Raw genomic sequence first — 26,298 nt, 5'->3', positions numbered from 1 at the left:
TAATCTCGCCAACGCCGCGCGCCGCAGCGCTGCTGCCTGCCCGCTCAGTCCTCGCGCGGCACCGCGTTGCTCGGAGTCGGCCGGTCGGTGATCTGCTGGCCGAACAGGCTGCCGATCAGTTCGATCGCGGTGCGCGCGGTCTGGCCGCGCACGTCGAGAAACGGATTGAGCTCGACGATGTCGACCGAGCGCACCAGCCCTGCGTCGTGCAGCAGCTCCATCACCAGATGGGCCTCGCGATAGGTGGTGCCGCCGAGCACCGTGGTGCCGACGCCGGGCGCCAGCTCCGGATCGAGGAAATCGACGTCGAAGGAGACGTGCAGCACGCCGTTGCGGGCCTGCACCCGCTCGATAAAGCGCCGCATCAACACCCCGACGCCGAATTCGTCGATCTGCCGCATGTCGGCGATGCTGATCCGGCGGCTCTGCACCAATTGCTTTTCCAGCCGGTCGATCGAGCGGATGCCGAACAGTTCGAGCCGGCTGGGATCGAGCGAGGCCCGCGGCTCGTCGCCGAGCAGCCGGTCGAGGCCGCCCTCGCCGCACAGAAACCCGGCCGACATGCCGTGCATGTTGCCGGTGATGGTGGTGTCCGGGGTGTTGTAGTCGGCATGGGCGTCGAGCCACAGCAGGAATAGTTCGCGGCCCTGCTCCTGCCAATGCCGGGCGACGCCGTTGACCGAGCCCATCGACAGCGTGTGGTCGCCGCCGAGAAAGATCGGGATCGCGCCGGAGCGCGCCAGCCCATAGGCGCGGGCGCTGAGCGCGCGGACCCAGCCCTGGATCTCGCGATATTGCCGGGCATTAGCCGGCAAGGCCTCGTCGGGATTGTCGATCGGCGGCGTCGGAGCGAGATCGCCGTGATCCTCGACGGCGAAGCCCAGCGCCGCCAGCATCGGCACCAGCCCCGCAGTGCGCAGCGCCGCCGGGCCCATCAGGGTGCCGGGTTGCGAGGCACCAAGGTCGACCGGCGCGCCCAGCACGGCAACGCGCTTCGACGCTCCGGACTGCACAGAATCGTTCACCAGCGACCTCCAGGCTCGAGACGGCGCGGCCCGCCGGCCACGCGCCCCTTACCTAGCCGCAGGTCGGCGCTTGGTTCCCATCGGCCGCGTGACACCTCGCGCGCGCGGCTTGCGCCGGCGACGCGAGGCTTGTGGCCCATCCGGTCAGCCTAGTTGAACTTGGCAGTGTCGGCCTGATCGCGATAGCGGTTCGCCTCGTAGATCTTGAAGACGTACCAGCCGGCCAGCACCAGCGCCGCCAGCACCACGATGCCCTGGTTGGCCGGCAGCATCAGCTTCAGCGCCACCAGCGCCAGCGCCACGGTGTAGGCCTTCACCAGCTTGTCGCGGTCCAGGATCGCGGTCTCGAACTGCAGCCAGTTGTCGCGCCGCCACAGCGGCGGCTTCAGATGATCCAGCCCGAGCCGGGCCAGTGCCCCCTTGAAGCCAAGCTCGTTGGCCCACAACAGGAACAGCGACAGCCCGAGCACCGCCAGGAAGACGATCGACCATTGCGGCCCGGCGGCGAAGCCGATGATGAACACCACAGCAGCCGTGAATGCAGCAATCCAAGAGTTCATGTGACTGACCTTTCCTCCCGGTGGGCCGCCATGGCCGCACCGGACCGATGAGGCGCGCCGCTATTTGCGCGCACAAAGAACGACGATGTTGTTCGAGCTCGAGCCGCAGGTTGCCGTCATCACGCCATCCTCGACCCGGATCGCTTCGGAAAATTTCGCGCCGGTGACGCCGACGCAGATCGCCGACACCAGCGCCTCGTTGGCGCCGCAGGTCGCCGGACAACCGTCCGCCGCGCAGGACTCCGAGGTGATGGCGCGGATCGGGCTCACCGCGACCGGCGAGGCCGGCGTCAGAGCGCTATCCAGGCGGTCGCCTTGCGCGGCTTCGTTGCGGCCGCCCGCCGCCAGAAACAGCACCACCGCAACCGCTGCGGACAGAAGTATCATCGTGGAAGATCGCATCTCACTACCTCCATACCTTCGCAGTTTGAAAAACCTGCCCGCGCGCCCAGCGTATCAGTCCTCGCGCGACTCGACAGCGCTTTTTGAAAAATAAACTGAAGCCGTCGGCGGCGTCGAGAGCCGGCCGCGGGGCGCGATCATCAGACGCGATTCCATTAACGGCGCTGTGACAGGAGGCCTGGCGCGCCCTGCGACACGGACATCGACACGGACATCGACATGGACATCGACATGGACATCGCCGCCGCGCTGGCGGGCGCCTCGCTTGGATGTGAGGGACCGCCGGCGAACTAATCGCAGATCTGGATGCGCCGAATCCGCCACCCGGCGCGGGTCATCACCCGTTGCCGCAGCGGGTAGCAATCGCCGTCGCTGAAGTCGGGCCCGCTGCCGTAGCGGAAGTAGCCGCCGTAATAGGGTCCGTAGACGCCGAAAAATCCGTCGCTCGGCACCCGGCCGCGCGCCGACGCCGTATTGGCCGTCAGCACCGCGACGCCCGCCACGGCGAGCAGCATGACACACGCTTGACGCAACATCGCATCGCTCCGTTGGACCCCGCCCCGATAAGATCACGCCGATGCCCAGGCCTGTCAACGGCGCGACGCCAGCCCGCCTACGGAGGCGATCACGCTATTGCCGCGGGAGCAGCAGGCGCAGTGATCTTTGCGGAATGACCGCCGACCGGCGGTTGTATCAACGGCGCATCATCAGTGGCACAGGCCGTATCCGCCGGCGATCACCGCCTGGAGCGGCGCGAATTCCACCGCCACGGCGCCGATGCTGCGGCGCAGATTGGCGTCGATCACCGCGACCTCGTGACGCTCTGCGATCGGCAGATAGAGTTTCTCGCCGTCCGGCGCCACCACGCCGGCGCCCGGCGCGCCGGAGAGCAGGATCGCAGCGCCCGGCTGTCGCCTCTCCAAATCGTAGACCAAGAGCTTGGGCTGCGCCCGGCTGGCCACGAAGGCCACAGTGTCGAACCATGCGCCGTAGACCTCCGACGCGCCGACGGCTCCCGGCAACGCCACTCCCTGCGCCAGCGGCTGCGCCGGCACCAGCGACAGCAGGCCGGCATCCGGATCGAGCAGCATCAGATGATTGCCGCTGCGGGACGGATACAGCGCGCCGGCATTCGCCGCCCGCAAACGGCCGAGCAGCGTCCGCGATCGCAGGTCGATATGAAGGATCGTCCGCTGCGGCGGCGCCGTCAGCGCATAGGCCTCGCGGCCGTTCGGCGCGCCGATCAGCGCGCGCACCGGATCGCCCGCAATGATGGTGGCGAGCGCGGCGGTGGCGACATCGTAAACCGCAATGCCGTCGATGCTGTCGGCGGCCACCAGCAGCGCTTTGCCGTCGGTGGAGAACATCGCGTCGCGGATCGCCGCGGGCCCTTCGAGCCGCGCGGTCTCGCGAGCTTGCGCCGGATCGATGAGCACGATCGCGCCGCTCCGATCATCGATCGCCGCGACGATGCCGCCGTCCGGGCTGATCCGCAACCGCGTCGGGATCAGCGGCAGCGGCAGCGATCGCACGCCGCGCTGGCTGAGATCGACCACCACGACGCGCGGCTGTTGGCGATCGATCACCGCCATCCAGCCGCCGGTCTGCGACACCTGGATCTCGCGCGGCAAAAGGCCGAGCTCGAGCCGGCCGCTCACCGCATCGGCGTCGATATCGATGGCGATCAGCGCGGTGCTGTCGCGCCCCGACACGAACAGCGTGCGCCGATAGTCGGTGAGGCTGTCGGCGGCCAGCGCGGCGGTACCGATCAGCCACAGCAGCGCAGCGGCAACCAGCCGATGGGCGAAGGGCAAGCGGTTGAGACCGTCCGACATCCTTGGCATCCGCTGCGGTTCAGAGCTGTCGACAGGCCGTCAGGCGAGCCGGTCCCCGGTCGATCCGTGGCGGCGCAGATGCACCAGATGGCGGAACCGGGGATCGTCGGGGTTGTCGGCGATCGCCGCCGGCTCGTCGAGATAGCGCTTGCCGGCCTTGATCTTGTAGAGCTTGCGGTCGGCGCCCTCCGGGCAGACCTTGGCGCAGATCCCGCACGGCCAATGGCCTTCCTTGCGCAGCGTGATGTGATGCTGGGTGCAGGCGGTCTTGTCAAGGTCGCCGATCACGCCGTCATTGCGGCTGCGGATCGCGCCGGTCGGGCATGCGCGCTCGCACAGCCGGCAGGAATTGCACAGCTCCTCCGGCTGTAGCGGATCGGCCGGCAGCACCGCGCTGGTCAGCACCGAATTCAGCCGCAGCCGCGGGCCATAGTCCGGCACCAACAGGTTGCGCGACAGCCCGACGGTGCCGAGCCCGGCATATTTGCCGGCATAAGTGTGGCTGAACGAGCCGAATGGATTCTTCAGCAGCGCTTCCAGGCTGGAATAGCCGTCGCGCGGCATGCACAGCGAGGCGTGGCCGTTGGCGGTGAGCCAGGACGCCAGCCGAAAGCTGATCTCGTCGAGCAGCCGGTTGGAGGCGTTGTACATCTCCTGATAGTTGATCGACGGCGTCGATTCGATGATCGGCAGCAGCATCGGCACCGCGACCACCACCACCGAGCGGGTGCCGGCGAAGATCGCCTGCGGCCGATAATCCGCCGGCACCTCGCCGGCCTCCTCCCAGCGCGCCACCGAGGCGACGCCGACCAGGTTGGCGCCGAAGTCCTTGGCCTTGCGGACGATCTCGGCCTTCAATTTGCCATCCGCCGCCGCGTGCGGCCGTGCTCGACCGCCGTTGCGCGCAGCTACGCCCTGTTCCGCTTTCACGTTGAATTCGCCTTTCATCCCGCGACACTCTTTGCGCAGCGCCCGTTGTGCGGCGGTGTTCAGGCCGCCGCCGGCCGCGCGCCGTATTCGCCCATGTCGGCGAGTATCCGCCGTTTCAATTCGACAAACTCCAGCCCGGCGCGGTCGCGCGGAAACGCCAGGTCGACCGCGATCTCGCTGACGATGCGGCCGGGGTTGTTGTTCATCACGATGATCTTGTTGCTGAGAAAGATCGCTTCGTCGACGTCATGGGTGACCAGGATCATGGTGACGCCTTCGACCCGCCAGATCCGCTGCAATTCTTCCTGCAGCCGCACCCGGGTCAGCGCGTCGAGCGCGCCGAGCGGCTCGTCGAGCAGCAGGATTTCCGGACGATTGGCGAGGCCGCGGGCGATCGCGGCGCGTTGCGCCATGCCGCCGGATAGTTGATGCGGATAGACCTGCTCGAAGCCGCCGAGCCCGACCAGCTGGATGTGCTTGCGGATGGTCTCCGCCTTGTCCTTGGCGGACAGCCGGGCGTTCTGCAGGCCGAGCCCGATGTTCTGCTCAAGCGTCAGCCAGGGCAGCAGCCGGTGATCCTGGAACACGATGCCGCGCGACAGGCTGGTGCCTTCGATCCGCTGGCCGCTCAAGAGGATGTCGCCCTGATAATCATCGTCGAGCCCGATGATCAGCCGCAGCAGGGTCGACTTGCCGCAGCCGCTGGGGCCGACGATGGTGACGAAGGCGCCGGGCTCCACGGTGAAATTGGCGCGCGACAGCACCTCAATGCGGCGCCGCCCCGCCACCTCGTAGGTCTTCGACACGTTGACGATCTGCAGACGTCCGGACTCGACCATGGATGCATTCCTGATTGCGGTGAGACGCGCGCGGCGCTCAACCCTCGTAGCCCTGTTTCCAGCGCAGCACGCGGCGCTGCACCAGAGCCATGCAGCGGTCGATGGCAAAGCCGACCACGCCGATGATCACCATGCAGACCAAGAGCTGATCGGTCAGCAGCAGGCCCTGGGCGCGGAAGATCAGGAAGCCGAGACCTTCCAGCCCGCTCAGGCCTTCCGCCACCACGACCAGCGCCCAGGCCAGCCCCGCGGCGTAGCGCAGCGAAACGATGATGCTCGGCATCGCCGCCGGCAGGATCACCTGCCGCACCAGCTGCCAGCGGGTCAGCGTCAGCACCCGCGCCAGATCGATGTAGTTCTTCTCGACATTGCGGATGCCCTGCAGCGTGTTGAGGAACACCGGAAAGAACACCGCCTTGCCGATCACCAGCACTTTCGCCGGCGCGCCGATTCCGAGCCACAGCACGATCAGCGGCAGCCAGGCGATGCCCGGAATGTGCCGCACGGTGTCGAAGGTCGGACCGAGGAAGCGCTCGACATTCTGCGACAGCCCGGCGGCAATGCCGAGCGTCACCCCGACCACCGAGCCGTAGATGAAGGACTGCCCGACGATCTTGATGCTGGCGAGAAAATCCAGCGCCAGGTCCTGCGCCGTCAGCATCTTCCAGAATGCTTTGACCACCGCGAGCGGCTCCGGCAGGAACACCCGGTCGACCCAGCCCTGCGACGACGCGGTCTGCCACAGCGTGAACACGATGGCGGGCAGGATCAGGCCGATCAGATTCGGGCTGTTGATCTGCCAGCCCGGTTTGCGCGGGCGCACAGCCGGCTCCGAGGAGATGGCGGTGCCGGCGATGACATCTGTGGTGCTGCTCATGACCGCTCGCTTGAATGGGAGAATGCCGGCGGCCGGCGCTCTCCGTCACGGGAGCGCCGGCGGCACCGATTAGTTGTAGATCGAATATTCGCCGCCGGCGAAGAACCGGCCGTCGATGAAGGCGTCGACCTGCTCATTGCTGAGCCTGTGCTCCGACAGGATGTCGTCGCCATTGGCGACGTACCAATCCTGGAAGGTCTTGATGGCGTTGCGGGCGCGCTCGGCGCTGGGCTCGCCGGCCATGAACTCCCATTCGCCGACATGGCTGATCTGGAAGGTCGCGACCTCGATCGGCACCCGGGTTTCCTTGGCGATGATCTTGGCCGCCTCCTCGACGTGATCGAGCGCCCACTCCCGCGTGCGCTCGCGCGCGGCGAGAAACGCCTTCACCACTTCGGGATATTTGTTGACGAAGTCGCGGCGGGCGAAATACGTCACCCGGCCGGCATTGTTGACATAGATGCCGTCATCCGGCGAATGCCCGATCACCTTGAGCTTGCCGGTCAGCCAGACCCCGGTGAAGCCGCCGGCGGCGAGATGCGCGGTGGTGGCGTCGGTGGCCCCCGACAGCACCGCCGAGATCGCCACTGTGGCGTTGTCGATCGACTCGTAACGGACGCGGCCCTTCTTGTCGCGGGAATCCAACGGCAGTCCGGCCTTGGTCAGCACTTCGAACGGGCTCGACCAGTAGCAGCTGATCCGACTGGAGCCGAACTTCTTGCCGTCGAGATCCTGCACCGTCTTGATCGCGTCGTTGTCGGCGCGGGCCAGGATCGGCGCGCGGTAGCGGTTCGACGGCTCCGATGCCCAGATGATCACGCCGTCGAGGCCGTTGGCGCGATGCACGGTGGCGGGATAGATCATCCGCTGCGCGATGGCGATGGCGCCGCCGCCGACCGCGGCCGCTTCGGCGCCGAGCAGTTCGGCCGCCCCCGAGGCGATCAGATTGACCTGCTTGGTGCCGATCTTGTCGAACTCGTCCTTGAAGATCCCCTTCTCGCGCGCCACCACCGTCCACGGCGAGAGCTGCAGATTGATTGCCGGCAACGCCTCGGCGGCGGCACTGCGGACCCCACCGCCGAGCCCGACCGCCATCAGGCCGAGCGCGATCAGCTTACTAACTCGCGCGCTGTTAGTTCCGCGCCGCCCGATATGCACATCTGCCTCCATCAGCCATTCGACGATCGGCAGAACATGTCATGATGACATGGGCCGCGCAATGCGCGGTTACCATTATGGAATATTCTTCGAACAAAGCCGCGGCGGCGAGACGGAATGTTGTTAGTTGCGATCCACGACAAACGCGGTTTGCTTCGCGGAGCGGCCGGCGCGGCTCTGCGGCTGCACGCCGATCCGACCACAACCTTTCGCTTGGGGCCCCGGTGTCATCGGCGGAGTCCGCCAGTCCCCGCACCGCCGTCAACGCGCATAGTAAAATGATATTTCGTTGTCGTGCGCGATCCCGGAATACTGTTGTCGTTGCCGGCGCCCGATAGAGCAGCGACATGTCGAAGGCGGCAGCGCCACGCTGCAACGCTCCTCGCTCGCAGCGCCATCTGCGAGCGCCGAGCGGCCGCCTGCTTGATCGCAGCGACGGCATCCGATATCACCGGCCGACTCGCGATCAAGACCGTTCGACCGCGTGCCGGTGGTATCCGCCGTGACGCCATCCGCCGTCGCAAAGAGAGCCGCCTTACTCGGCTCGTGCGATGAGGCGCGATCCCGCCCTGCAATGAGGGAAACCCGATGATCCGTCCTGCGATCCGTATTGCCAGCGTCGCGGAGGTTCGCGCCGCCTTGATCGAAGGCCGCGAGATCGCGCTGTTCGACGTCCGCGAGGAAGCGCCCTATTCGCGCGGCCATCCGCTGTTCGCGGTGTCGCTGCCGCTGAGCCGGATCGAGCTGAAAGTGCTCGATCTGGCGCCGCGGCTGGATGCGCCGATCGTGCTCTATGACGATGGCGAGGGGCTGGTCGCGCGCGCCGCAGCGCGGCTCGCCGCGCTCGGCTATAGCAATGTCGCAGAACTCGACGGCGGGCTGCAAGGTTGGCGCCGCGCCGGCGGTGAAGTGTTCATCGACGTCAACGTGCCGAGCAAGGCGTTCGGCGAACTGGTCGAGGCGACACGTCACACCCCGTCGCTTGAAGCCCGCGAGGTGGCTCGGTTGATCGCCGACGACGCCGACGTCGTGGTGCTGGATTCCCGGCGCTTCGAGGAATATCGCACCATGTCGATCCCAGGCGGCACCAGCGTGCCGGGCGGCGAACTGGTGTTGCGGCTGCAGGATCTGGCGCCGCGGCCGGAGACCACCGTGATCGTCAATTGCGCCGGACGCACCCGCTCGATCATCGGCAGCCAGTCGCTGATCAATGCCGGCGTTCCCAACAAGGTATTTGCGCTGCGCAACGGCACCATCGGCTGGACGCTCGCAGGCCTCGAACTCGACCACGGCGCCGCGCGCCGTTTCCCGGACTTGTCGGCCGAGGCGCGCGAGGCCGCGCGGCAGCGCGCGCGGGCGCTGGCGCAACGCGCCGGGGTTCGCTTCGTCGACCGCGACACGCTGGAGGCCTGGCAGCGCGACCCCGGCGGCGTCTCGCTATATCTGCTCGACGTCCGCACCCCGGAGGAATTCGACGCCGGCCACCTGCCCGGGTTTCGCTCCGCGCCCGGCGGGCAATTGGTGCAGGCCACCGACGAATGGGTCGGGGTGCGTCACGGCCGCCTGGTGCTTGCCGACGATGACGGCGTGCGCGCGACGCTGGCCGCCTCCTGGCTGATCCAGATGGGCTGGCGCGACGTTCATGTGCTGGAGGGCGGCCTCGCCGGCGCCGCGCTGGAGGTCGGGCCGCGGCCGCCGCGCCGGCCGCCATTGCCGTCCGGCGCGGTCGCGGCGCTTGCGCCGCAGACGCTGGCGGCGGAGATGGAGCACAGCGTGGTGATCGATCTTGCCACCAGCCGGCGCTACGCCGCGGGCCACGTCCCCGGCGCCTGGTTGCTGGTTCGCGCGCGGCTGGCCGACGCGCTGCCGCGCCTGTCGGCGGGCCAGCGGCTGGTGCTGACGTCGTGCGACGGCGACCTCGCACACTACGCTATCGCCGACATCGCCGCCCTCACCGATCGCCCGGTCGCGGTGTTGGCCGGCGGCACCGCGGCGTGGCAAGCGGCGGGCTTGCCGATCGAGCGCGGCCTGACCCGCGCCGTCGAAGAAGTCGACGACGTCTACAAGCGGCCCTATGAGGGCAACGACAACGCCACCGCGGCGATGCAGGCCTATCTCGATTGGGAGTTCGGCCTGATCGCGCAGCTTAAGCGCGACGGCACCCACGGCTTCCGGGTGCTGTGAGCGGCCGCCGCTCCCTTTGCGCGGTGATCCGCGTCGCTCGGCGGGCTGCGGGCCGCCTGGTCGGCTAAAAAGCGCTGGCCGCCGCCAGCGCCGCGGCCAGATCCTGCCAGAGGTCCTCGGTCGCCTCCAAGCCGACCGACAGCCGCAAGAGATCGTCCGGCACCGGCGAGGTCGGGCCTTCGATGCTGGCGCGATGTTCGATCAGGCTCTCGACCCCGCCGAGCGAGGTGGCGCGGTGCCACACCCGCACGCCGGCGGCGACCGCGATCGCCGCAGCCGCGCCGCCTTTGATACGAACCGACAACATGCCGCCGAAGCCGCCGGTCATCTGCCGGGCGGCCAGCGCATGGCCGGCGAACGACGGCAGGCCGGGGTACAGCACCTCGCGCACCGCGGGATGCTGTTCAAGACGCTCGGCCAGGATTTGCGCGGCGGCCGCCTGCCAGCGCACCCGCGGAAACAGCGTGCGCAAACCGCGCTGCAACAGCCACGCCTCGAACGGGCCGAGCACGGCGCCGTTCTGCGCCTGCACCGATTTGATCCTGCTCCACACCTCATCGAGCCGCGCCGTGGTCAGCGTGCCGGCTACCACGTCGGAATGGCCGTTGAGATATTTGGTGGCGGAATGCATCACCAGATCGGCGCCGAACGAAAGCGGCTTGGTCAGGACGGGCGTTGCCACCGTGGAGTCGACCGCCAGCACCGCGCCGGCGCCATGCGCAAGCTCGGCCAGCGCGGCGATATCGGACACCGTCCACACCGGATTGGCCGGGGTCTCGACCCACAGGAGCCGGGTGCGGCCGGGCCGCAGCGCCGCCGCCACCGCATCGAGGTCGCTGCTGTCGACCAGCTCCACATCGAGTCCCCAGCGGGTGGCAAAGCCCAGCAGCCAGCCGCGCAGCGCCCAATACATCACCTTGGAGGCGATCACGTGATCGCCCGGACTAAGCGCCAGAAACGCCGCGGTGGCCGCCGCCATGCCGGACGAAAACAACAAGCTGTCGGCGCCGCCTTCGAGCTGCGTCAGGGTATCGGCAGCGATCGCATAGGTCGGATTGTCGGGCCGCGAATAGACCCGTCCCTGCGGATAGGAATTGTCGGCGGCGCGCTGATAGGTGGTGGAGGGATGCAGCGGCGGAATCAGCGCCCCGGTCGCAGCGTCGATTCGTCCGAGCGCTTGCGCGGCCAGGGTCTCGGGCAGCAAAGGTCGTTCAGTCACAGACGGTCACCTCATGGGCTTGCGGGGTCAAGGTCGCGCGGCGGCAGCTCTCGGCCCGCAACGACGCCCCCTGATGTTGCCGGCCGGTTTTCGGTCAGGCTGTCAGATCGGTCAATGCGTGCGACGCTCGTCTGAGCGGGAAACGGTCACGGCGCCGCGGCCTGCGCGCCAGTCCCGCGGCGGACGCCGAGTACGTCGAGTACGGTGTCGCGCAGCCGAACGAAGGCCGGCGCCGAGCGATCGCGCTCGCGATCAAGATCGACGTTGACGATGTGCGCCACCCGTCCAGGATTGGGTTCGAGCACCACGATGCGGTCGGCCAGAAACACCGCCTCGTCGACGTCGTGCGTCACCAGCAGCACCGTGCAGCTCTCGGCGCGCACGATGCGCGCAAGTTCGTCCTGCAGCCGCAGCCGGGTCAGCGCATCCAGCGCGCCGAGCGGTTCGTCGAGCAGCAGAAAGCGCGGCCGGTTGACCAGCGCGCGCGCGATCGCCACGCGCTGCGACATGCCGCCCGACAATTGCGCCGGCCAGGCATCGGCGAAGCTGGTCAGCCCGACCAGCGCGAGATGTTCGGCGACCAGCCGGGCGCGCTCCGGCGCCGGCCGGCCGCTGCGCCGCAGCGCGGTTGCGACATTGCCGGCGGCGGTCAGCCAGGGCAGCAGCCGATGTTCCTGAAACACGATGCCGCGGTCGAGGCCGGGCCGGCGCACGCGCTCGCCAACGTCGCCGGATCGGCGCCGCAGGCCGCGGCGTTCCGCGCCGAAACCGCCCGCCGCTGGCCGCTCGATGCGATCACCGCCGACATTCTGGCAAGCCAGCGCCGCCGGATCCTGGTTGCCGAGGCGCTACGACGTGGACGCCCCACCGCCTGGGACTATCAACCGCCCGGAGCCGCCGCCACCGCCTACATCCGCCCGCACAAACCCCTCGAACGGCTGGAGGCCGACTGCCGCCTGCCGAGCCGGCTCGCCTCCCGCTGACAAGCTCCGGCCATTCTCCGCCCTTTAGGACGACAGCAATGACAAAGATTACGCCCCGACGCGCGCTCCTGGTGCTCCTGCCGCTGGCGCTGCCGATCACCGCCGCATTCGCCGAAGACCCCGTGCCGCCGGCGCCGGCGCCGGCGGCTCCGGCGACCGCCGACCTCAGCATTCCGGACGTCGTGGTGCATGCCGAGAAGCGCGAGGAAAAGGCCCAGGACGCGCCGATCTCGATCACCGCGGCGACCGCCGAGGCGCTGACCAACAATGCCGTGCATGACTCGCTGACGCTGTCGCAGGCCATCCCCGGTTTGCAGGCCGAGACCACCTCCGGCTCCACAAATCCGCGCTACCGGATCCGCGGCATCGGCACCAACGACTTTTCCGCCAACATGATTCCCGCGGTCGGCGTCTCCGAGGACGACGTCTTCCTCGATGCCGGCTCCGCGCAGGGCGTGCCGATCTACGATCTGAACCATGTCGAGGTGCTGCGCGGTCCGCAGGGCACGCTGCAAGGCAAGAACACCACGGCCGGCACCATCAACTACTACAACAACCGCCCGACTCCGAAATTCGAGGCCTATTCGAAGACCACCGTCGGTGACCAGGGACGCCGCGGCGAGGAAGCCGCGATCAGCGGGCCGCTGGTCGAAGACAAGGTGCTCGGACGGTTCTCCTTCACCGATCAGGGCTACGGCGGCCAGTATCGCGATTTCTTCCGCAACAAGTCGGTCGGCGAACAACGCTATTGGGACATGCGCGGGCAATTGGAGTGCTTGCCGACCGACGACCTCAACGTGCTGTTGAAAGTGCATACCGGCAACAATCGCACCGAGGTGCCGTTGCGCCATGTCGGCCTGCTGCCGGGCGGTCTCGACGCCCAGGGCTACGCGCAGCCCCCCGGCAGCAACATTCTTGCCAACAACGGCAGCGGCGATTCGTCCAATCGACGATCCGGCATTTCGCTCACCACCAACTATCATCTGCAGAGCGACTGGACGTTGACCGACATCTTCGCCTACGAGACCAACAAGTTCAGTATCTTCTCCGACGACGATGCGTCGCCGGCGCCGTTGAACTATGAAGAGAAGATCGGCGGCGGGTCCAACGTCTTCAGCAATGAAATCCGCTTTGCCTCGCCGGACAGCAATCCGGTTCGCTTCATCGGCGGGCTGTATTATCTCAACAATGAGACCAATTCTTACAGCCAGCAGCCGCTGTACAGCCCGGTGAATTTCGGGGTCGACGGCAACGCCTATGATTTCAACATCATCACCCGGGACGTGGCGGCGTTCTCGTCGGTCGCGGTGGATCTGACCGACCGGCTGACCCTGACCGTCGGCGGCCGGCTCACCAATGAGAAGCGCAGCGCCAGTGGCGAGGCCTGGTCCTACATCACCAACAGCGCCTCGCCCTTGGACGCCAGCAATCGCAACCTGACCTATATCAACACCAGCACCGGCAGCTATATCGCCCCGGCGACCGGCCTTGCGATCGCCGGCCCCGCGCTGTCGAGCAGCGGCGTTCACGACAGCGAAGATCTGACGCTGAAATACAAATTCACCCCCGACGATTCCGTCTATGTCCGCTATGCCCGCGGCTTCCGCACCGGCAACTACAACACCTATGTCGCGACCGCCTCGGATTTCGCGCTGTATGATCCGGAGACCCTGACCGACTACGAAGCCGGCATCAAGACCCTGCTGTGGAACGGCCGCCTGCAGCTCAATCTCAGGGCCAACCGATCCCGACGCGTCAAGCGGCGGCGAACGCCGGCTGTCCGTCGCGCTGCAGGACTTCTTCGATCGGGGCACCGCCCGATCACCCGCGCCGTCGCGACATCCATCTCACGGTCGCAAGCCGCCGCGAGCCGCAGCGCACGAGCAGGATCACGCGCGGCGGCCTCGCCGAACGAAGCCCGATCACCAGATCGGTCGCAAAATGCAACTCCCATCACAGGCCCCGGCGACGATGGTCCGGCTTCGCGACGGACCAATTAGTAAGCGCTGCTATCATCTTTCGAATAGTATAGTTGTCCGCCCAACTAGTCAAATATATCAAGTCTTTCATTGACTTATGCGGGCCATAAGGCGAGCCAATAGCTCGGCTGCGCGGGCGCCATGGGCGCTGACACCGCGCCCGGGTCGCGGCGCAATGATCATCTACGCCGCCGATCAACGACGACCGCATTGTGCCAACAGCAAGCATCCGCGCAGGCGACTCTTGATCCGAACCGCCATCGTCGGGATCGCTCCGGCGATTGATGGGAGCCGTGCCGCGCGCAGCCGCGTTGCCGAGCGTCGCCGCGAAACAGCGATCGACGATCTCGGCTGCAGCGAGCCGTTGCTTGAGCCGAAGCACCACGATGTGGGCTGGCGTCGTCACACCTGCTGGGGTCCAGAGGCGAAGGCAGCTTACGCGAAGGGTTACACCGTCTCTCGTTCCGAGGTCTGCTGATCCCATGGCCGCCTTCGCCACCCTCACCGACGTTCTGGCACGTTATCCCTCCGAGGCCACTATCCTCGCCGCGGATGAAACAAGCCGCGTGCGCGACGACAGCCGGATCGAGGCCGCGCTTGACGACGGCAGCGCCGAGGTGCGCGCCATCCTTGCCGCCCGCTACACCCGCGACGAACTCGCCCGGATCGACGACGACAGCCGCGCGGCGCTTCGCATCTACACCACCGACATTGCGCTCTATCGCGTGGCGCTGTCGTTCGGCCGCTCCAACGAGCGGGTCAAGGAACGTTACGACGTTGCGATTGCCCGCCTGCAGGCGATCGCCAAGGGCTCGGCCGCGCTGACCTTCGACGGACCGGGTGGCCGCGGCAGTGGTGCTGCCGGGGAGCCCGCCGGCGCCGTCTCTCCGAATGAAGCGATCGTCATCGCCAATGACCGTGTGCTGACGCGCGATAGATTGCGGGGCTGGTGATGGATAGCGGCATTCGGATCGAAGTCGACATCTCCGACCTGACATCGGCGCTGGCCGCGCTGACGAACCTCGATCAGCTCGACACCGAGCCGCTGATGTCCGACATCGGCGCCAGGTTGGAATTCTCGACGCGCGAGCGCATCCAGTCGACTAAGACCGCGCCCGATGGCACGCCATGGCCGGCGAATATCGCCGGCACATCGATCTTGATGGCCACGGGCGATCACCTGCTGGGCTCGATCGCCTGGACCGCGTCCGCCACGGAAACCGAAGTCGGCTCGCACTGGGAGCATGCGCACGTTCATCAGGACGGCATGACCATCAGCGCCAAGAACGCGAAGTATCTGTCCTTCATGGTCGGCGGCCACCTGGTCCATCGCAAGAGCGTCACGATCCCCGCGCGGCCCTTCGTCGGGATGTCGGCCGAGGACGCCACCAAGGTCGATCAGCTCGCGACCCGGTTCGTCGCGAAGCATTTGGGAGGCGGCCAGTGATCGCCCCTGCCACCCTTTCGGAACGCCTCGCGGCGTCCACGCTGGTCGGATACCTCGCCGCCATTGAAGCGGCTTTGAAGCCGCTTTTCCCGGACGTCACGGTGCGGCAGCATCCGGGCCGGATCGAGATCTCCGACATCGTTGAAAAGGACATCTTCAACCCGCCGATGATCGCGGTGACGGCGGCCAAGTGGCGGCTCGACACCAACCTCGACGGATCCTGGAATCTGCCGATCGAGACCGTTGCCTATGTGGTCACCGAAGACGTGGCGATCGGCGGTCGCGCCTGGCGCCGGCAGGAGGTTGCGCACGCGCTGTCGATCGGGCTGCTCGATGTCCTCGGCGATCTAAACGCATCGCGCTGGGGTCTGCGCTCCATCAACGCGCCGCAGAAGGTCGAAGCGCGTCCGCTGTTCACCTCTGAGACATTCGCCAAGGGCTCGGCGTTCTATGTCGTCACCTGGGAACAGACGCTCTCCGCCATCGGTGCGAGCCCGCTGACGAGGCCGGCGATCGCGGCGCCGCAGATCTTGGATTCCGAGGGCGTGCCGATCGACGATAGCGATGAGGCGCCGGTATGACGATCACCGATCCGGCTGTCCGACAGCTTAAATTCTATCTGCGCAACCTCGAAAAGCAGATCGTTGAAGTCGACCAGCGCGTCGCGCGCGTGGTGATGCACGGCAAGGTGATCAAGGACGGCGTCCGCAAGCAGGGCGACGACTGGCAGGTGCAGCTCGAACTCGGCCGCGACGAGAACGACAAGCCGGTGGAGTCGCCGTGGGTCGGCGTCGCCAACGAGCGTCGAGGCGGCCACGGCGGCGAGATCGATGTCGGGCGCCGCGGCATCATCGACCGGCGCAGCCGCGTCGTTCTCGCCGACGTCCTCGGCGAGCGGGATATCGCCAAATCCGAGACGCATCGGCACCGCGCGATCGAACACGCGCGCGCGAACCTCGGCGAGCGGAAACAGCGGATTGGTATCGACTTTGCGGGTCGGCGCGATCATCCAATGGGTGACGATCTCGGTGATGGCGGCAAAAGGCTGATGTTGTACTCGAGACCGCCACCGCGGCCGGCGCGGCGGCGCACATAGGCAAGGCTATCATTCCAGCCCTCACGCTGCGCAAAACGGATCAAGGCGCTCTCGGTGGCCGGAAGACCGGGAAGAGAGGCGTCCGCAAGCTCGCGTGCTGTGCACCAGTCCTTCATCGCCGCGCCTTCCATTCCGCGTCGGCGGCCTGTTCTTCGCGTTCGGCGCGCTCCTTCAGCTCTCGTGCGCGCTCGCGTTTGAGCAGTGCCTCATATTTCGCGGGTACAGCGATCAGTCCGACCTCATTGAGCAGCGCATTCAGCAGCCGCTCGTCGCCAGTAACCGCGTAGAGCGCCGCGAGCCGATGCGCCGGGATCGCGTGGGGCTTTTCCGGCGACGCGTAAGCGTCGAGCGTGGCTTTGGAGACGGTCTCTCCGAGCTGTTCGGAAAGTCCGATCGCGATGTCTTCCCGTTTGAAGCCGTCGAGCGCCGCCGCGATAGCCCGCGACAGACGGCGCGCGGCACTCCACGCCTTGATCTCTTCGGCGTCGAACCGGCGCACCACTTGCGTCGGCTCGACGTCCCGAAACAGATCCAAGGTTGAGGTGTCGCGTCGCCGGGGGGCCATCGCTCTACGCCTTCCGGGACTTCTGCCAGACGGTGATGGCGTCTTGGTGAGCGTCGAAGAACGCGTATTGCTGCGCCTCTTTGAGCTTCGAGAAGGTGTTCGAGAGTTTCTCCCAGGGCGCTGCGCGAGGTGGCGCTGGCGTCTTGTCGATAGCGGCGATTGCTTCGGCGACGGTGCTGATGCCGCTCTCCGCATCGAGAAGATGCGCCGCGATCCTGCGCTGCCGCGCCACGCTCTCGCGCGCCAGCGCGAGCAGCTCGGCCTGGTTGTCGGCGATCGGATGCAGCGCCAGCTCGCGCCGCACGACGGCATCGATCGAGGCGATCTCGATCGCGAGCTGCACCGAGCGCTCGGTGATGCCGAGCGCCCGCGCTGCGGCCGCGGAGAACCGCTCGACGAAAATGTTCGAAATCTTTTCGCCATTTTCCCCGGCGGCCGGCCGGCCACGCTTCGGCAGCGGATTATTGGCCTCGTAGATGCGCTTCCATGCGGCCAGCGCGACCGCGCGATCGAGCACCGTCAGCTCGGCGCGAACGAGGTTCTCCTTGATCTCGCGCAGCCGGCAGGCGTCTTCATCGCTCGCAGGGAAATCGGCGACGTCTGCATCGATCAGGCTGCGACCGGCCTTGAGATGGCCGGCGACGCGATGGCCACCGATCAACAGGCGCCAGGTGCCGTCCGGCTTCGCCGCCACCTCGATCGGCGGAAGGGCTTCGCCGGCAGTGACCTGCTCGGCGATGGTATCGACCCAATCCGGCCGCAGCTCACGCAGGCGGCCAGAGGTGTCGATATCTTCAATCTTGATGCTTTTTCGGATCATTTCAGCCGGCTTTGATGGGGGTGGAAAAGGCCGGCGGATGCGGGCGTTGAAGCCCACATCTGCCGTCAGTCACGGGAGGAAACGCGGGCTGCCGCCCGCCACTCACCACTTGCCGCAGGTGACGCGGTCCACCAGCGCCGGACGCGACACCGGTCGGGCTGGGAAGAACGGGAGAAATCGGGGCGTAGCGATCCAGCATCGCCTCGCGACCGGCGGCGGACAGATGCCGGCTGCCGCGCCACAGCGCGATCAGTGCTCCATCGCGCTCGGCCTGCGTCATCGGCGCCGGGCGCACGCGCGGGAAGTCAACGATCGGGCGGACCTTGGACAGATCGGGGGTCATGCGGCCTCTCCGATGTCCGTGCAGGCGTCCCGCTTTTGACTGGCGAGTCGCCGACGTTCCGCGATAGTCTTTCGCTTGGGCATCTTGTGACGATCTGGCCACAGGTCCTCGACCGGGATACCGAGATACGCGGCGATCGCCTGTTCCCCGCGGGTGTTGCGGCGGACCAGCGCGACACGACAGGCGGATTCCTCAAGGCCGGCATCGATCGCCAGGCCGGTTAGGGTTTCTCCGCGCCGCTGCACCTCGGCCTTGATCGAAAACCTGTCCCAACGCTGCATTGATGTCCTCCGGCTGAGCCGGCCCTGGCAGGGGCCGGCTTTTCTCGGGTCCGTAACGTGATCGCTTTTGTGAAATAGAAAATGTCCACTTTTGTCGATTCGCGCAACCACAAAAGTGGAGTTTTTGCGCAATGATAACCGGAAAAACGGATGAAGATCCCGACCCCGCCGACGGACCTGGGGCGCAATGGACTCCTGCGTGGAGGGACCGCTTCAAGCTGGTGCTTAAAAGGGTTGGCGGGCTCAAAGGCGCGTCTGCGCTGATCGACACCAAGGCCGAACAGATTGCGAAATGGCGCGATGGAAGGACTAGACCGCCGTTTTTTGCGCTTCTAACGCTGGTTTCTGCCGCCAAGTTGAATTTGAATTGGCTGGCCAACGGGGACCCGCTTGATGAGCGGGTTCCTGCCGCACCATCGCCACCGGACATTGACGACGAGCTTTTCGGGCGCGTTTTCGATGCGGTGCAGCGGCTTTACAAGGATGAGCGAGTGGCCATGCCCCCGATCGACCTCGGCCGGCTTGCAGCTCGAAAATACGGTGAGATCATCGCTGCCACAGACGATCCGGCCGAGCGCGGTGCCATGATCAAGTTGATCGTTGCACAGTTACGAGCGGAGATTCGAAGTGCGCAGGCTGCGCCCGGCACCGGCAAAGCCTCGGCTTGATGGTTGTCCGCGGACTTTTCGTGATGGACGCCCTTGTCAACAAGGTAATTGATTGTGGCAATTACCAGTTCGGAGAAGTGTTCTAAGATGCAACGTCACTTGCCCTTTTTTGGTAGACTCGTAGGGGCGCATTCGGAGTTGGAAGGACGTCTGCGACTCCTCAATTCTGGCGCGGCGGCCTTTTGTTTTGTTTTGTCGATCGGCGCGGCTTTCGCTGGTGATTGGGAGCAATCCAGCGGGTGGTACATTGAGACCAAGCGAGTGGCGAAATTTGCCCGCATAGCGATCACCTCGACTGGCGATCTCGCCCGGATGGATGCTGAGGAGGCCGCGGCGCGAAAGCAACTCGCCAGCGCGAGCGGACTGCCGCTTCCAGACCAAGCAAGAGCCATCTGCGCGGCCTCTGCGAAGGCTGTGGTCGATTTCATCGGGGCCGCGAAGGCGGGGAATATGACCAACGGCCCGGCCAGCTACGAGCGGCAGTACCAGCGCTGGGACACGCTGTCGGATCAATGCATCAGCGCGATTCAGCAGCGCGCCAGCGCAAATCGTTGAAGGCGAACGCGCCGCGTCAGAGTTCCGTGGCCCGGTCGACGCGACCGGATCGCCGGAAACCCGTACAGCTCAATGGTTTGCGCGATTTTGGCGGCTTTCACGTAACTCTGACGCCCGGTCAGAGTTCGGCTTGCTGCATCACTGGTTCGTCGGGACTTTTCGGCGGCGCGCCCAGCGCCAACGTCGCCAGAACTGCCATTTGATCTTGCGCGACTCCCGCCGCCGGCGGGAGTGCTCAAGAGCCGCTCAAGCCATTGCGGTGTCTCAGTTTATCCCGGATTTTCCCGGGTAATCCCGCCTCAACAGCCCTGTGCCATGTGATCTTGCGCGTTACAGCTGGCGTCGACCCCGCCGCGCACGTCTCGATCGGCCGCGCGTTGACGCGGCCCGAAAATTCCGGAGACGGATATTTACGCAGTTGGCGGAAGGGGTGGGATTCGAACCCACGGTACCCTTGCGGGCACGCCGGTTTTCAAGACCGGTGCCTTAAACCGCTCGGCCACCCTTCCAAACCAGTGAAATCAACGCGTTAGCGATATCGGACGGCGACCGCCTTGGCAAGATGGCCGGCCGCCGCGTCAACTGCAACAGCGCAGCCGCAAACGTTTGGCAACGTCGGTCAACCGACGCATCGAGGGTTTTCGGTTTGGGCTGAAACATCCCGCCGCCTGCCGCATGGTCTACGAAACCTCGTGCTGCGCCATAGCGTTTTCGAGCGAAGCGGATCGCGGTTCGCGTGAAGACAACGCGTCAAAATAATCCATAGCTTCGGTTCTGATCCAGCAGAACCGGAAGAGCGCTAGACGCCGTGCGGCTGCAGCTTCGCCAACAGCCGCTGGCCGAGCGCAACCGCGCAGTCCGGCTGATGCACGATGTCGTCGCCCTTGTGCTCCCAGGACACCGAGGCATGGCACAGCTTGCACTGGTTGCGGGCGCCGCCGTCCTCCTCCGACACGGTTTCGATCGCCGTCTTGGTCAAAGCGAGGGCGATCTTGCGGACGTCTTCGGCGGCGAATGCGGTCATTGCAGGTTCCGGCAGGTTCAAAGCAGCACATCGGGTGGTGGAGGCAAATAGTGAAGCCGTCGCTGCGGCGTTGCAACAGTTTTCCGGCGCGCCGCCGCAACGGCGTGGCGACCGGCGCAACCCGCGGCCGCGACGTCGGCGCTGCTAATCCAGCCCGCGCTCGCGCGACAGCCGCACCATCTCCTCAATGAAGACCGGCTTCTGCTGGGCGTCCAGGCTCATGAACAACGGATCGGCGGCGTCGGCGACGTTGCGCTGATCCTGCGCGCGATCAGAGAGAAACTGCGCCTCGTTGCGCATCTGCTCGACAATGTCGTCGGGCGGATCGCGCTTGGCGCGCTCGGCGCGCAGTCGCAGCCGGTCGGCGCCGTTGTTGCCGAGCGCGTGCATCGCGGCGCTGAACGCGGTCCAGTGCTTGTCCTGCTCGGGCGAAAGATGCAACTCGGCCTTGATCCGCGCGATGTTGGCGTCGGAACTGGCAACGATCTGCTCGGCGGTCAGCGCGACCGGCACCGCCGCGGGCACCGTGGCCGCTGCCGGGCTGGCGGTGTTTGGAGAATTGGCGGTCTTGGCGGTTGTCTTGGTCGTTGTTTTGGCCGCCGCGGCCTTCGCCCGTTTGGCCGGCGTGCCGGCTCCTTTGGCAGCCGCAGCGGCCGGCGCCGGCACGTCGGGCGGCGGCGCGGCCGGCTGTTGCGGCGGCGGCGCCTCGGCCGGCACCCCGAGCACGCCGCCGACCACGCCGGCGACGCCGCCGATCGCGCCGCCCAGCACGCCGCCGACCGGCCCCGCCGCTTTATTGCCGGCGCGCGAGCCCTGCTCCACCCCCTGCACCAGGCCCTGGGCGTCGGCGCAGATCGGCATCGCGGCCCAGCTCAGCAGCGCCGCGCCGAATAGCGCCAGCGGCGCCGCGCGGCGCTGCGAAAGGCGGCGCCGATCGCCTCGTTGTGCGATGGTGCGGCTGTGCATCAAGAGCGTCTCCCAAATTCCGCGGCCGAGCCGGCGCCCGCCAAACGCCCGCCGCAGCGGCCCCGACTATTCGGCTGCGAGTTTGGCAGAGCCAGGCGGCGGCGTGAAGGCCGGCGCCCGCCGCGAGGCTCGATTTGCTAACGCCTCGATCTTTGCATCTGTAGTAAGACCGGCTCCACAAAACGCCCGACGTGATGCAGGTACCGCACCGCATGCAACACCGCCCAGCACCCGACCTGCGGATGACCGCGCTGCACGACTACCGCGCGCCGTGCTGGCTGCCGGGCGGCGACCTGCAGACCATCTGGCCGGCGCTGCTGTCGCGGCCGCGCCGCGGCGCGGCACCGGACTATATCCGCGAACGCTGGCAGGCGCCGGACGGCGACTTCATCGACGTCGACCACCTGCCGGCGCCGCGCGGCGCGCCGTGGCTGGTGCTGTTTCACGGCCTCGAGGGCAGTTCGTCGAGCCATTACGCGGTGGCTTTCGCGCAGGCGGCGCTGGCGCGCGGCTGGCATTTCAGCGTGCCGCATTTCCGCGGCTGCTCCGGCGAGCCGAATCTGGCGCCGCGCTCCTATCACTCCGGCGATTTCGAGGAGATCGGCTGGATGCTCGGCCGGATCCGCGACTACGCCGACGGACCGCTGCTGGCCGCCGGCGTCTCGCTCGGCGGCAATGCGCTGCTGCGCTGGGCGGAGGAAGCCGGCTCGACCGCGGCGCCGCTGGTCCGCGCGCTGGCGGCGATCTCGGCGCCGCTGGATCTGGCCGCCGCGGGGGCCGCGATCGACCACGGCTTCAACCGGCTGGCCTATGCGCGGCATTTTTTGCGCACTATGAAGCCGCGCGCCTTGGCGAAGTGGCAGCAGCATCCGAGATTGTTCGACCGCGACCGGCTGACAGCGGCGCGGACGCTGCGCGACTTCGACGACTGCTTCACCGCGCCGCTGCACGGCTTTTGCAGCGTCGACGATTACTGGCGCCGCGCCTCCGCCAAGCCGCACCTCGCCGCGATCCGGGTGCCGAGCCTGGTGCTCAACGCCCGCAACGATCCGTTCGTGCCGGAGGCGTCGCTGCCGAACCCGAACCAGGCCGGCCCCGCGGTGATGCTGTGGCAGCCCGACCATGGCGGCCATGTCGGCTTCCCGGCCGGGCATTTCCCCGGCCACGTCCACGCCATGCCCGAGGCGGTATGCGACTGGCTGGAGGCGGCGGGGGTGAACTTAAGGACCCCGCCGCCCTCGCCCGCCCCGCTCAGCAGCAGCCGCGGAAGCGGCCTTTGCCGAGCGCGTAGCGCGCGTTCTGCCGCTCTACGAAGAATTCTTCGTAGCTCATTACCGGCTGATCCGGGTGGGTCTGCCGGACATGGTCCGCATAGGTCTGATAGTCGGGGATGCCGACCATCAGCCGCGCGGTGCGCACCGTCCATTCCTTCATCGCCATCAGGTCACGCAATTTCGGCTCCTCTGACGGTTGCGGGCAGGCCGGCCTCGATCGCGGAGATCTTCGGATTGCCGAGCGCCCGGCGAATGGCGATCGCGCCGTAAACGATCATCGCCAGCACCACGGCTACGAACAGCGCGCTCAGCGTCGCATCGACGTAGTCGTTGACGATGATGCGGTGCATTTCCGCCATGGTCTTGGCCGGCGCCAGGATGGTGCCGGCCGCCGCGGCGTCGCTGAACTTCCAGGCGTGGGCGACGAAGCCGATCGACGGCGCGGTGCTGAAGATCTTCTGAAACCCAGCCGTCATGGTGCAGATCAACAGCCACAAGGTCGGCACGATCGTCACCCAGGCGTAGCGCTGTCGCTTCATCTTGAACAGCACCACCGTGCACAGGATCAGCGCGATGCCGGCCAGCATCTGGTTGGAGATGCCGAACAGCGGCCACAGCGTATTGATGCCGCCCATCGGATCGATCACGCCCTGATACAGGAAGTAGCCCCACAGGCCGACCGCCAGCGCCGAGCCGATCAGGTTGTTGGCCCAGGATTCGGTCTTGCGGAACGCCGGCATCACGCTGCCGATCAGATCCTGGATCATGAAGCGGGTGACGCGGGTGCCGGCATCGACCGTGGTCAGGATGAACAGCGCCTCGAACAGGATGGCGAAGTGATACCACAACCCCATCAGCACCCGGCCGCCGAACATGCCGGACAGGATGTGCGCCATGCCGACTGCGAGCGTCGGCGCGCCGCCGGTGCGTGACAGCAGGGTCTTCTCGCCGACGTCCTGGGCGATCTGGTTGATCATCTCCGGGGTGACGGCGAAGCCCCAGCCGGAGATCACCTGCGAGGCCTGCACCGCGGTGGTGCCGATAACGCCGGCCGGGCTGTTGATCGCGAAATAGATGCCGGGCTCGAGCACGGTGGCGCCGATCATCGCCATGATGGCGACGAAGGATTCCGTCAGCATGCCGCCATAGCCGATGAAGCGCAGCTGGTTCTCGTTCTCGACCATTTTCGGGGTAGTGCCCGAGGCGATCAGCGAATGGAAACCGGACACCGAGCCGCAGGCGATGGTGATGAACAGGAACGGGAACAGGCCGCCCGACCACACCGGGCCGGAGCCGTCGATGAACCGGGTGAACGCCGGCATCTTCAGATCCGGCTGCACCAGGATGATGCCGATCGCCAGCAGTGTCATGGTGCCGATCTTGAGGAAGGTTGACAGATAATCCCGCGGCGCCAGCAGCAGCCACACCGGCAGCACCGAGGCGACGAAGCCGTAGCCGATGATCACCACCGCCAGCGTTTCGCCGCTGAGATCGAACCAGGCGGCGAGCGCCGGATTATCGGCGACGCTACGGCCATAGATCAGCGACGCCAGCAGCAGCACCACACCGATCACCGACATCTCGGCGATGCGACCAATCCGGATGAAGCGGGCATAGATCCCCATCACCATGGCGATCGGAATCGTGGAGAACACCGTGAAGGTGCCCCACGGACTGCCGACCAGCGCCTTGACCACCACCAGCGCCAGCACCGCGAGCAGGATGATCATGATCAGCAGCACGCCGACCAGCGCGATGCTGCCGGCGACCGGCCCCATCTCGGAGCGCACGATATCGCCGAGCGTGCGGCCGTCGCGCCGGGTCGAGAGGAAGAGAACCGTGAAATCCTGCACCGCGCCGGCGAACACCACGCCGGCGAGAATCCACAAGGTGCCGGGCAGATAGCCCATCTGCGCGGCCAGCACCGGGCCGACCAGGGGGCCGGCGCCGGCGATCGCCGCGAAGTGATGGCCGAACAGCACGTAGCGGTTGGTCGGCACGTAATCGAGGCCGTCATTGTGCAGGTAGGCCGGGGTCTGCCGCCTCGGATCGACGCCCAGCACCTTCTCGGCGATGAACAGCCCGTAGAAGCGGTAGGCAATGAAGTAGATGCACACCGCGGCGACGACCAGCCACGCCGCGTTGATGGTTTCGCCGCGGCTCAGCGCGACGATCGCGAAAGACACCACACCGAGCGCGATCACCGCTGCCCAGAGCAGCTTTGATGGAAGCCCATTTCTCTGTCCGGCGATCGCACTCATATCGTCTTCCTCGTGATGCTGGCGGTAAAATCTGACGCGGGCCGGCTATGTCTCCTCCGCCGCGGGTTCCCGCGTTGATCATGATCAACTCTGAGCAATATAAATACGAGAAAGATGATTGTAACGCATCAAAGTTTCTCGCACGGCGCGACTTTCGGACGAAAATGTCGAAACTCGCCGCGCAACCCGGCTATGCCCTGTGTTGTTCCTGCGTCGGCCTCACCCGCAAAGCCAAAACTGACGGCCGGGTTTTTCGTTCAACGCAATCTTGGACTCGCCCGATCGCCACTGGCGTCCAGCCGCCCCTTGATTTGTACGAAACCGCCGCCCGCACCATCGAACAGACGCAGATCATCCGGCTTGCGGTTGACCCATCGCGCAAGCCGCGGCGGGTGCGGCGGTGGGTTACGGCGCAAGAGCGCCTCACCCACCCCACAGCTGTAGCCCCAATGCGCCGTGCCACATGCAGAGCGCCGTCATCCTGAGGCACGAAGCCGCGCGAGCGGCGAGCCTCGAAGGATGCGGCAACGTGCACGGCGCGAGCTCCAAGCCCGCGGCCCATCCTTCGAGACGCCCGGCTTCGCTCTCCGAGCTTCGCCAGGCTCCTCAGGATGACGGCGATGGGTGGAGTTAGCGACAGCGCCGACCCATTGACAATCCATGCATTGAAGATTATTTTCCTAATCGTCCTGTCCGTGAGGGGCGCTTCTCGAGGGCGCTTTTGAAGCGGGACAGAGCGAGCGGCGGGGCAACCCACCAAATCTCGCTGCCGAAAAGGAGGCAACTCCAATTCGGTCGACGCGGCGTCCCGCGCCGGTGCCTCGCAAGCACCACCCGGGAGGCCCCAGGTCACCGTCCGGGCCCATTACGAGGCTCTGCCACTTGCTGGTTGGCTGGACGCGGGACAGGTGAACGGCGGGAGATCGCCGGGATCAGTGGTGCGGAGTGCATCGCGCCTGTCCCCGGAAGCACGGTCCCGGGGCCCATAATCGCCGCCGGTGGCGCGC

Annotated in this window: 30 protein-coding genes, 1 tRNA gene and 1 pseudogene; 11 read left to right on the top strand and 21 right to left on the bottom strand. The window is 66.7% G+C overall.

Annotated elements, in window-relative coordinates:
• Window positions 1–44: 44 nt before the first annotated feature.
• The 9 genes from rocF to VGC77_RS06970 form a co-directional block, all read right to left on the bottom strand.
• Window positions 45–1,025, bottom strand: a complete 981-nt coding sequence (rocF, locus tag VGC77_RS07010; RefSeq protein WP_331170850.1) for an arginase — start codon at window positions 1,023–1,025, stop codon at window positions 45–47.
• Window positions 1,026–1,174: 149 nt separating this feature from the next.
• Entirely contained in the window at window positions 1,175–1,585 is a 411-nt protein-coding gene (locus VGC77_RS07005) for a hypothetical protein (protein WP_331170849.1), read from the bottom strand.
• Window positions 1,586–1,645: 60 nt separating this feature from the next.
• Window positions 1,646–1,972, bottom strand: coding sequence for a hypothetical protein (locus VGC77_RS07000; protein WP_331170848.1), 327 nt, complete (start codon window positions 1,970–1,972; stop codon window positions 1,646–1,648).
• Window positions 1,973–2,277: 305 nt separating this feature from the next.
• The gene (locus VGC77_RS06995; protein WP_331170847.1) at window positions 2,278–2,523 is read right to left on the bottom strand and encodes a hypothetical protein; all 246 of its coding nucleotides are present in this window, start codon (window positions 2,521–2,523) and stop codon (window positions 2,278–2,280) included.
• Window positions 2,524–2,694: 171 nt separating this feature from the next.
• Window positions 2,695–3,822 carry a hypothetical protein gene (locus VGC77_RS06990; RefSeq protein ID WP_331170846.1) on the bottom strand — a complete coding sequence of 376 codons (1,128 nt, stop codon included), beginning with the start codon at window positions 3,820–3,822 and terminating at the stop codon, window positions 2,695–2,697.
• Between the two features lie 39 nt (window positions 3,823–3,861).
• Window positions 3,862–4,770 carry a 4Fe-4S binding protein gene (locus VGC77_RS06985; RefSeq protein ID WP_331170845.1) on the bottom strand — a complete coding sequence of 303 codons (909 nt, stop codon included), beginning with the start codon at window positions 4,768–4,770 and terminating at the stop codon, window positions 3,862–3,864.
• A gap of 41 nt (window positions 4,771–4,811) precedes the next feature.
• Window positions 4,812–5,591 (bottom strand): ABC transporter ATP-binding protein, encoded by a 780-nt coding sequence (locus tag VGC77_RS06980; RefSeq protein ID WP_331170844.1) that lies wholly within the window; start codon window positions 5,589–5,591, stop codon window positions 4,812–4,814.
• A gap of 37 nt (window positions 5,592–5,628) precedes the next feature.
• On the bottom strand, window positions 5,629–6,468 hold the full coding sequence (locus VGC77_RS06975) for an ABC transporter permease (protein WP_331170843.1): 840 nt from the start codon (window positions 6,466–6,468) through the stop codon (window positions 5,629–5,631).
• 69 nt (window positions 6,469–6,537) lie between these two features.
• Window positions 6,538–7,638 (bottom strand): ABC transporter substrate-binding protein, encoded by a 1,101-nt coding sequence (locus VGC77_RS06970; RefSeq protein ID WP_331170842.1) that lies wholly within the window; start codon window positions 7,636–7,638, stop codon window positions 6,538–6,540.
• A gap of 576 nt (window positions 7,639–8,214) precedes the next feature.
• Here VGC77_RS06970 and VGC77_RS06965 point away from each other — a divergent pair.
• Complete coding sequence (locus VGC77_RS06965; RefSeq protein WP_331170841.1) at window positions 8,215–9,810, top strand: rhodanese-like domain-containing protein; 1,596 nt, start codon at window positions 8,215–8,217, stop codon at window positions 9,808–9,810.
• 64 nt (window positions 9,811–9,874) lie between these two features.
• Here VGC77_RS06965 and VGC77_RS06960 read toward each other — a convergent pair whose 3' ends face one another.
• A complete protein-coding gene (locus VGC77_RS06960; protein WP_331170840.1) occupies window positions 9,875–11,029 on the bottom strand; it encodes a PLP-dependent aspartate aminotransferase family protein in 1,155 nt (384 codons plus the stop codon).
• Between the two features lie 146 nt (window positions 11,030–11,175).
• Window positions 11,176–11,712: an ABC transporter ATP-binding protein gene (locus tag VGC77_RS06955; RefSeq protein ID WP_331170839.1), complete on the bottom strand. Its 537-nt coding sequence runs from the start codon at window positions 11,710–11,712 to the stop codon at window positions 11,176–11,178.
• Here VGC77_RS06955 and VGC77_RS06950 point away from each other — a divergent pair.
• The 7 genes from VGC77_RS06950 (at window position 11,698) to VGC77_RS06920 (ending at window position 16,534) form a co-directional block, all read left to right on the top strand.
• Window positions 11,698–12,012, top strand: coding sequence for a hypothetical protein (locus tag VGC77_RS06950; RefSeq protein WP_331170838.1), 315 nt, complete (start codon window positions 11,698–11,700; stop codon window positions 12,010–12,012). The genes VGC77_RS06955 and VGC77_RS06950 overlap by 15 nt on opposite strands.
• 38 nt (window positions 12,013–12,050) lie before the next feature.
• The gene (locus VGC77_RS06945) at window positions 12,051–14,012 is read left to right on the top strand and encodes a TonB-dependent receptor (protein ID WP_331170837.1); all 1,962 of its coding nucleotides are present in this window, start codon (window positions 12,051–12,053) and stop codon (window positions 14,010–14,012) included.
• A gap of 154 nt (window positions 14,013–14,166) precedes the next feature.
• Entirely contained in the window at window positions 14,167–14,469 is a 303-nt protein-coding gene (locus tag VGC77_RS06940) for a hypothetical protein (protein ID WP_331170836.1), read from the top strand.
• Between the two features lie 4 nt (window positions 14,470–14,473).
• Window positions 14,474–14,944, top strand: coding sequence for a phage protein Gp36 family protein (locus tag VGC77_RS06935; protein WP_331170835.1), 471 nt, complete (start codon window positions 14,474–14,476; stop codon window positions 14,942–14,944).
• Complete coding sequence (locus VGC77_RS06930; RefSeq protein ID WP_331170859.1) at window positions 14,944–15,438, top strand: phage virion morphogenesis protein; 495 nt, start codon at window positions 14,944–14,946, stop codon at window positions 15,436–15,438. The genes VGC77_RS06935 and VGC77_RS06930 overlap by 1 nt, the downstream gene beginning before the upstream one ends.
• A complete protein-coding gene (locus tag VGC77_RS06925) occupies window positions 15,435–16,019 on the top strand; it encodes a hypothetical protein (RefSeq protein WP_331170834.1) in 585 nt (194 codons plus the stop codon). The genes VGC77_RS06930 and VGC77_RS06925 overlap by 4 nt, the downstream gene beginning before the upstream one ends.
• Window positions 16,016–16,534, top strand: coding sequence for a hypothetical protein (locus VGC77_RS06920; protein ID WP_331170862.1), 519 nt, complete (start codon window positions 16,016–16,018; stop codon window positions 16,532–16,534). The genes VGC77_RS06925 and VGC77_RS06920 overlap by 4 nt, the downstream gene beginning before the upstream one ends.
• On the opposite strand, the gene VGC77_RS06915 is transcribed toward VGC77_RS06920, so the two are convergent.
• The 5 genes from VGC77_RS06915 to VGC77_RS06895 all read right to left on the bottom strand — a co-directional run bounded on the left by VGC77_RS06915 (window position 16,444) and on the right by VGC77_RS06895 (window position 18,543).
• A complete protein-coding gene (locus VGC77_RS06915; RefSeq protein WP_331170833.1) occupies window positions 16,444–16,650 on the bottom strand; it encodes a DNA-binding protein in 207 nt (68 codons plus the stop codon). The genes VGC77_RS06920 and VGC77_RS06915 overlap by 91 nt on opposite strands.
• A complete protein-coding gene (locus VGC77_RS06910; RefSeq protein ID WP_331170832.1) occupies window positions 16,647–17,033 on the bottom strand; it encodes a phage regulatory CII family protein in 387 nt (128 codons plus the stop codon). Before VGC77_RS06910 ends, VGC77_RS06915 begins: the two co-directional genes overlap by 4 nt.
• A gap of 70 nt (window positions 17,034–17,103) precedes the next feature.
• Complete coding sequence (locus VGC77_RS06905) at window positions 17,104–17,919, bottom strand: hypothetical protein (protein WP_331170831.1); 816 nt, start codon at window positions 17,917–17,919, stop codon at window positions 17,104–17,106.
• A 1-nt stretch (window position 17,920) separates the two neighbouring features.
• Window positions 17,921–18,262 carry a hypothetical protein gene (locus VGC77_RS06900; RefSeq protein ID WP_331170830.1) on the bottom strand — a complete coding sequence of 114 codons (342 nt, stop codon included), beginning with the start codon at window positions 18,260–18,262 and terminating at the stop codon, window positions 17,921–17,923.
• Window positions 18,259–18,543 (bottom strand): helix-turn-helix domain-containing protein, encoded by a 285-nt coding sequence (locus tag VGC77_RS06895; RefSeq protein ID WP_184255949.1) that lies wholly within the window; start codon window positions 18,541–18,543, stop codon window positions 18,259–18,261. The genes VGC77_RS06900 and VGC77_RS06895 overlap by 4 nt, the downstream gene beginning before the upstream one ends.
• A gap of 131 nt (window positions 18,544–18,674) precedes the next feature.
• Here VGC77_RS06895 and VGC77_RS06890 point away from each other — a divergent pair, with 131 nt between their 5' ends.
• Together VGC77_RS06890 and VGC77_RS06885 are read left to right on the top strand one after the other, a co-directional pair.
• On the top strand, window positions 18,675–19,211 hold the full coding sequence (locus tag VGC77_RS06890; protein WP_331170829.1) for a hypothetical protein: 537 nt from the start codon (window positions 18,675–18,677) through the stop codon (window positions 19,209–19,211).
• Between the two features lie 87 nt (window positions 19,212–19,298).
• The gene (locus VGC77_RS06885; RefSeq protein ID WP_331170828.1) at window positions 19,299–19,766 is read left to right on the top strand and encodes a hypothetical protein; all 468 of its coding nucleotides are present in this window, start codon (window positions 19,299–19,301) and stop codon (window positions 19,764–19,766) included.
• Between the two features lie 419 nt (window positions 19,767–20,185).
• Here the strand turns inward: VGC77_RS06885 and VGC77_RS06880 are convergent.
• The 3 genes from VGC77_RS06880 to VGC77_RS06870 form a co-directional block, all read right to left on the bottom strand.
• Window positions 20,186–20,275 (bottom strand) — tRNA-Ser (locus tag VGC77_RS06880).
• Window positions 20,276–20,565: 290 nt separating this feature from the next.
• A complete protein-coding gene (locus VGC77_RS06875; RefSeq protein WP_331170827.1) occupies window positions 20,566–20,790 on the bottom strand; it encodes a DUF3222 family protein in 225 nt (74 codons plus the stop codon).
• Between the two features lie 144 nt (window positions 20,791–20,934).
• The gene (locus VGC77_RS06870) at window positions 20,935–21,756 is read right to left on the bottom strand and encodes a Spy/CpxP family protein refolding chaperone (RefSeq protein WP_331170826.1); all 822 of its coding nucleotides are present in this window, start codon (window positions 21,754–21,756) and stop codon (window positions 20,935–20,937) included.
• Between the two features lie 194 nt (window positions 21,757–21,950).
• On the opposite strand from VGC77_RS06870, the pseudogene VGC77_RS06865 reads away from it, so the two are divergent.
• A pseudogene (locus tag VGC77_RS06865) lies at window positions 21,951–22,886 on the top strand (YheT family hydrolase); the annotation flags it as partial.
• Between the two features lie 121 nt (window positions 22,887–23,007).
• Here VGC77_RS06865 and VGC77_RS06860 read toward each other — a convergent pair.
• The gene (locus VGC77_RS06860; protein WP_331170858.1) at window positions 23,008–23,196 is read right to left on the bottom strand and encodes a YbdD/YjiX family protein; all 189 of its coding nucleotides are present in this window, start codon (window positions 23,194–23,196) and stop codon (window positions 23,008–23,010) included.
• Window positions 23,197–23,200: 4 nt separating this feature from the next.
• Window positions 23,201–25,291, bottom strand: a complete 2,091-nt coding sequence (locus tag VGC77_RS06855; protein ID WP_331170825.1) for a carbon starvation CstA family protein — start codon at window positions 25,289–25,291, stop codon at window positions 23,201–23,203.
• Between the last annotated feature and the right edge of the window lie 1,007 nt (window positions 25,292–26,298).

It is taken from the genome of Rhodopseudomonas sp., from assembly GCF_036404135.1.
Taxonomy (GTDB): domain Bacteria; phylum Pseudomonadota; class Alphaproteobacteria; order Rhizobiales; family Xanthobacteraceae; genus Rhodopseudomonas_A.
Note: the sequence above shows the minus strand (reverse complement) of the source record. Positions and strands in the feature narration are given on the sequence as shown.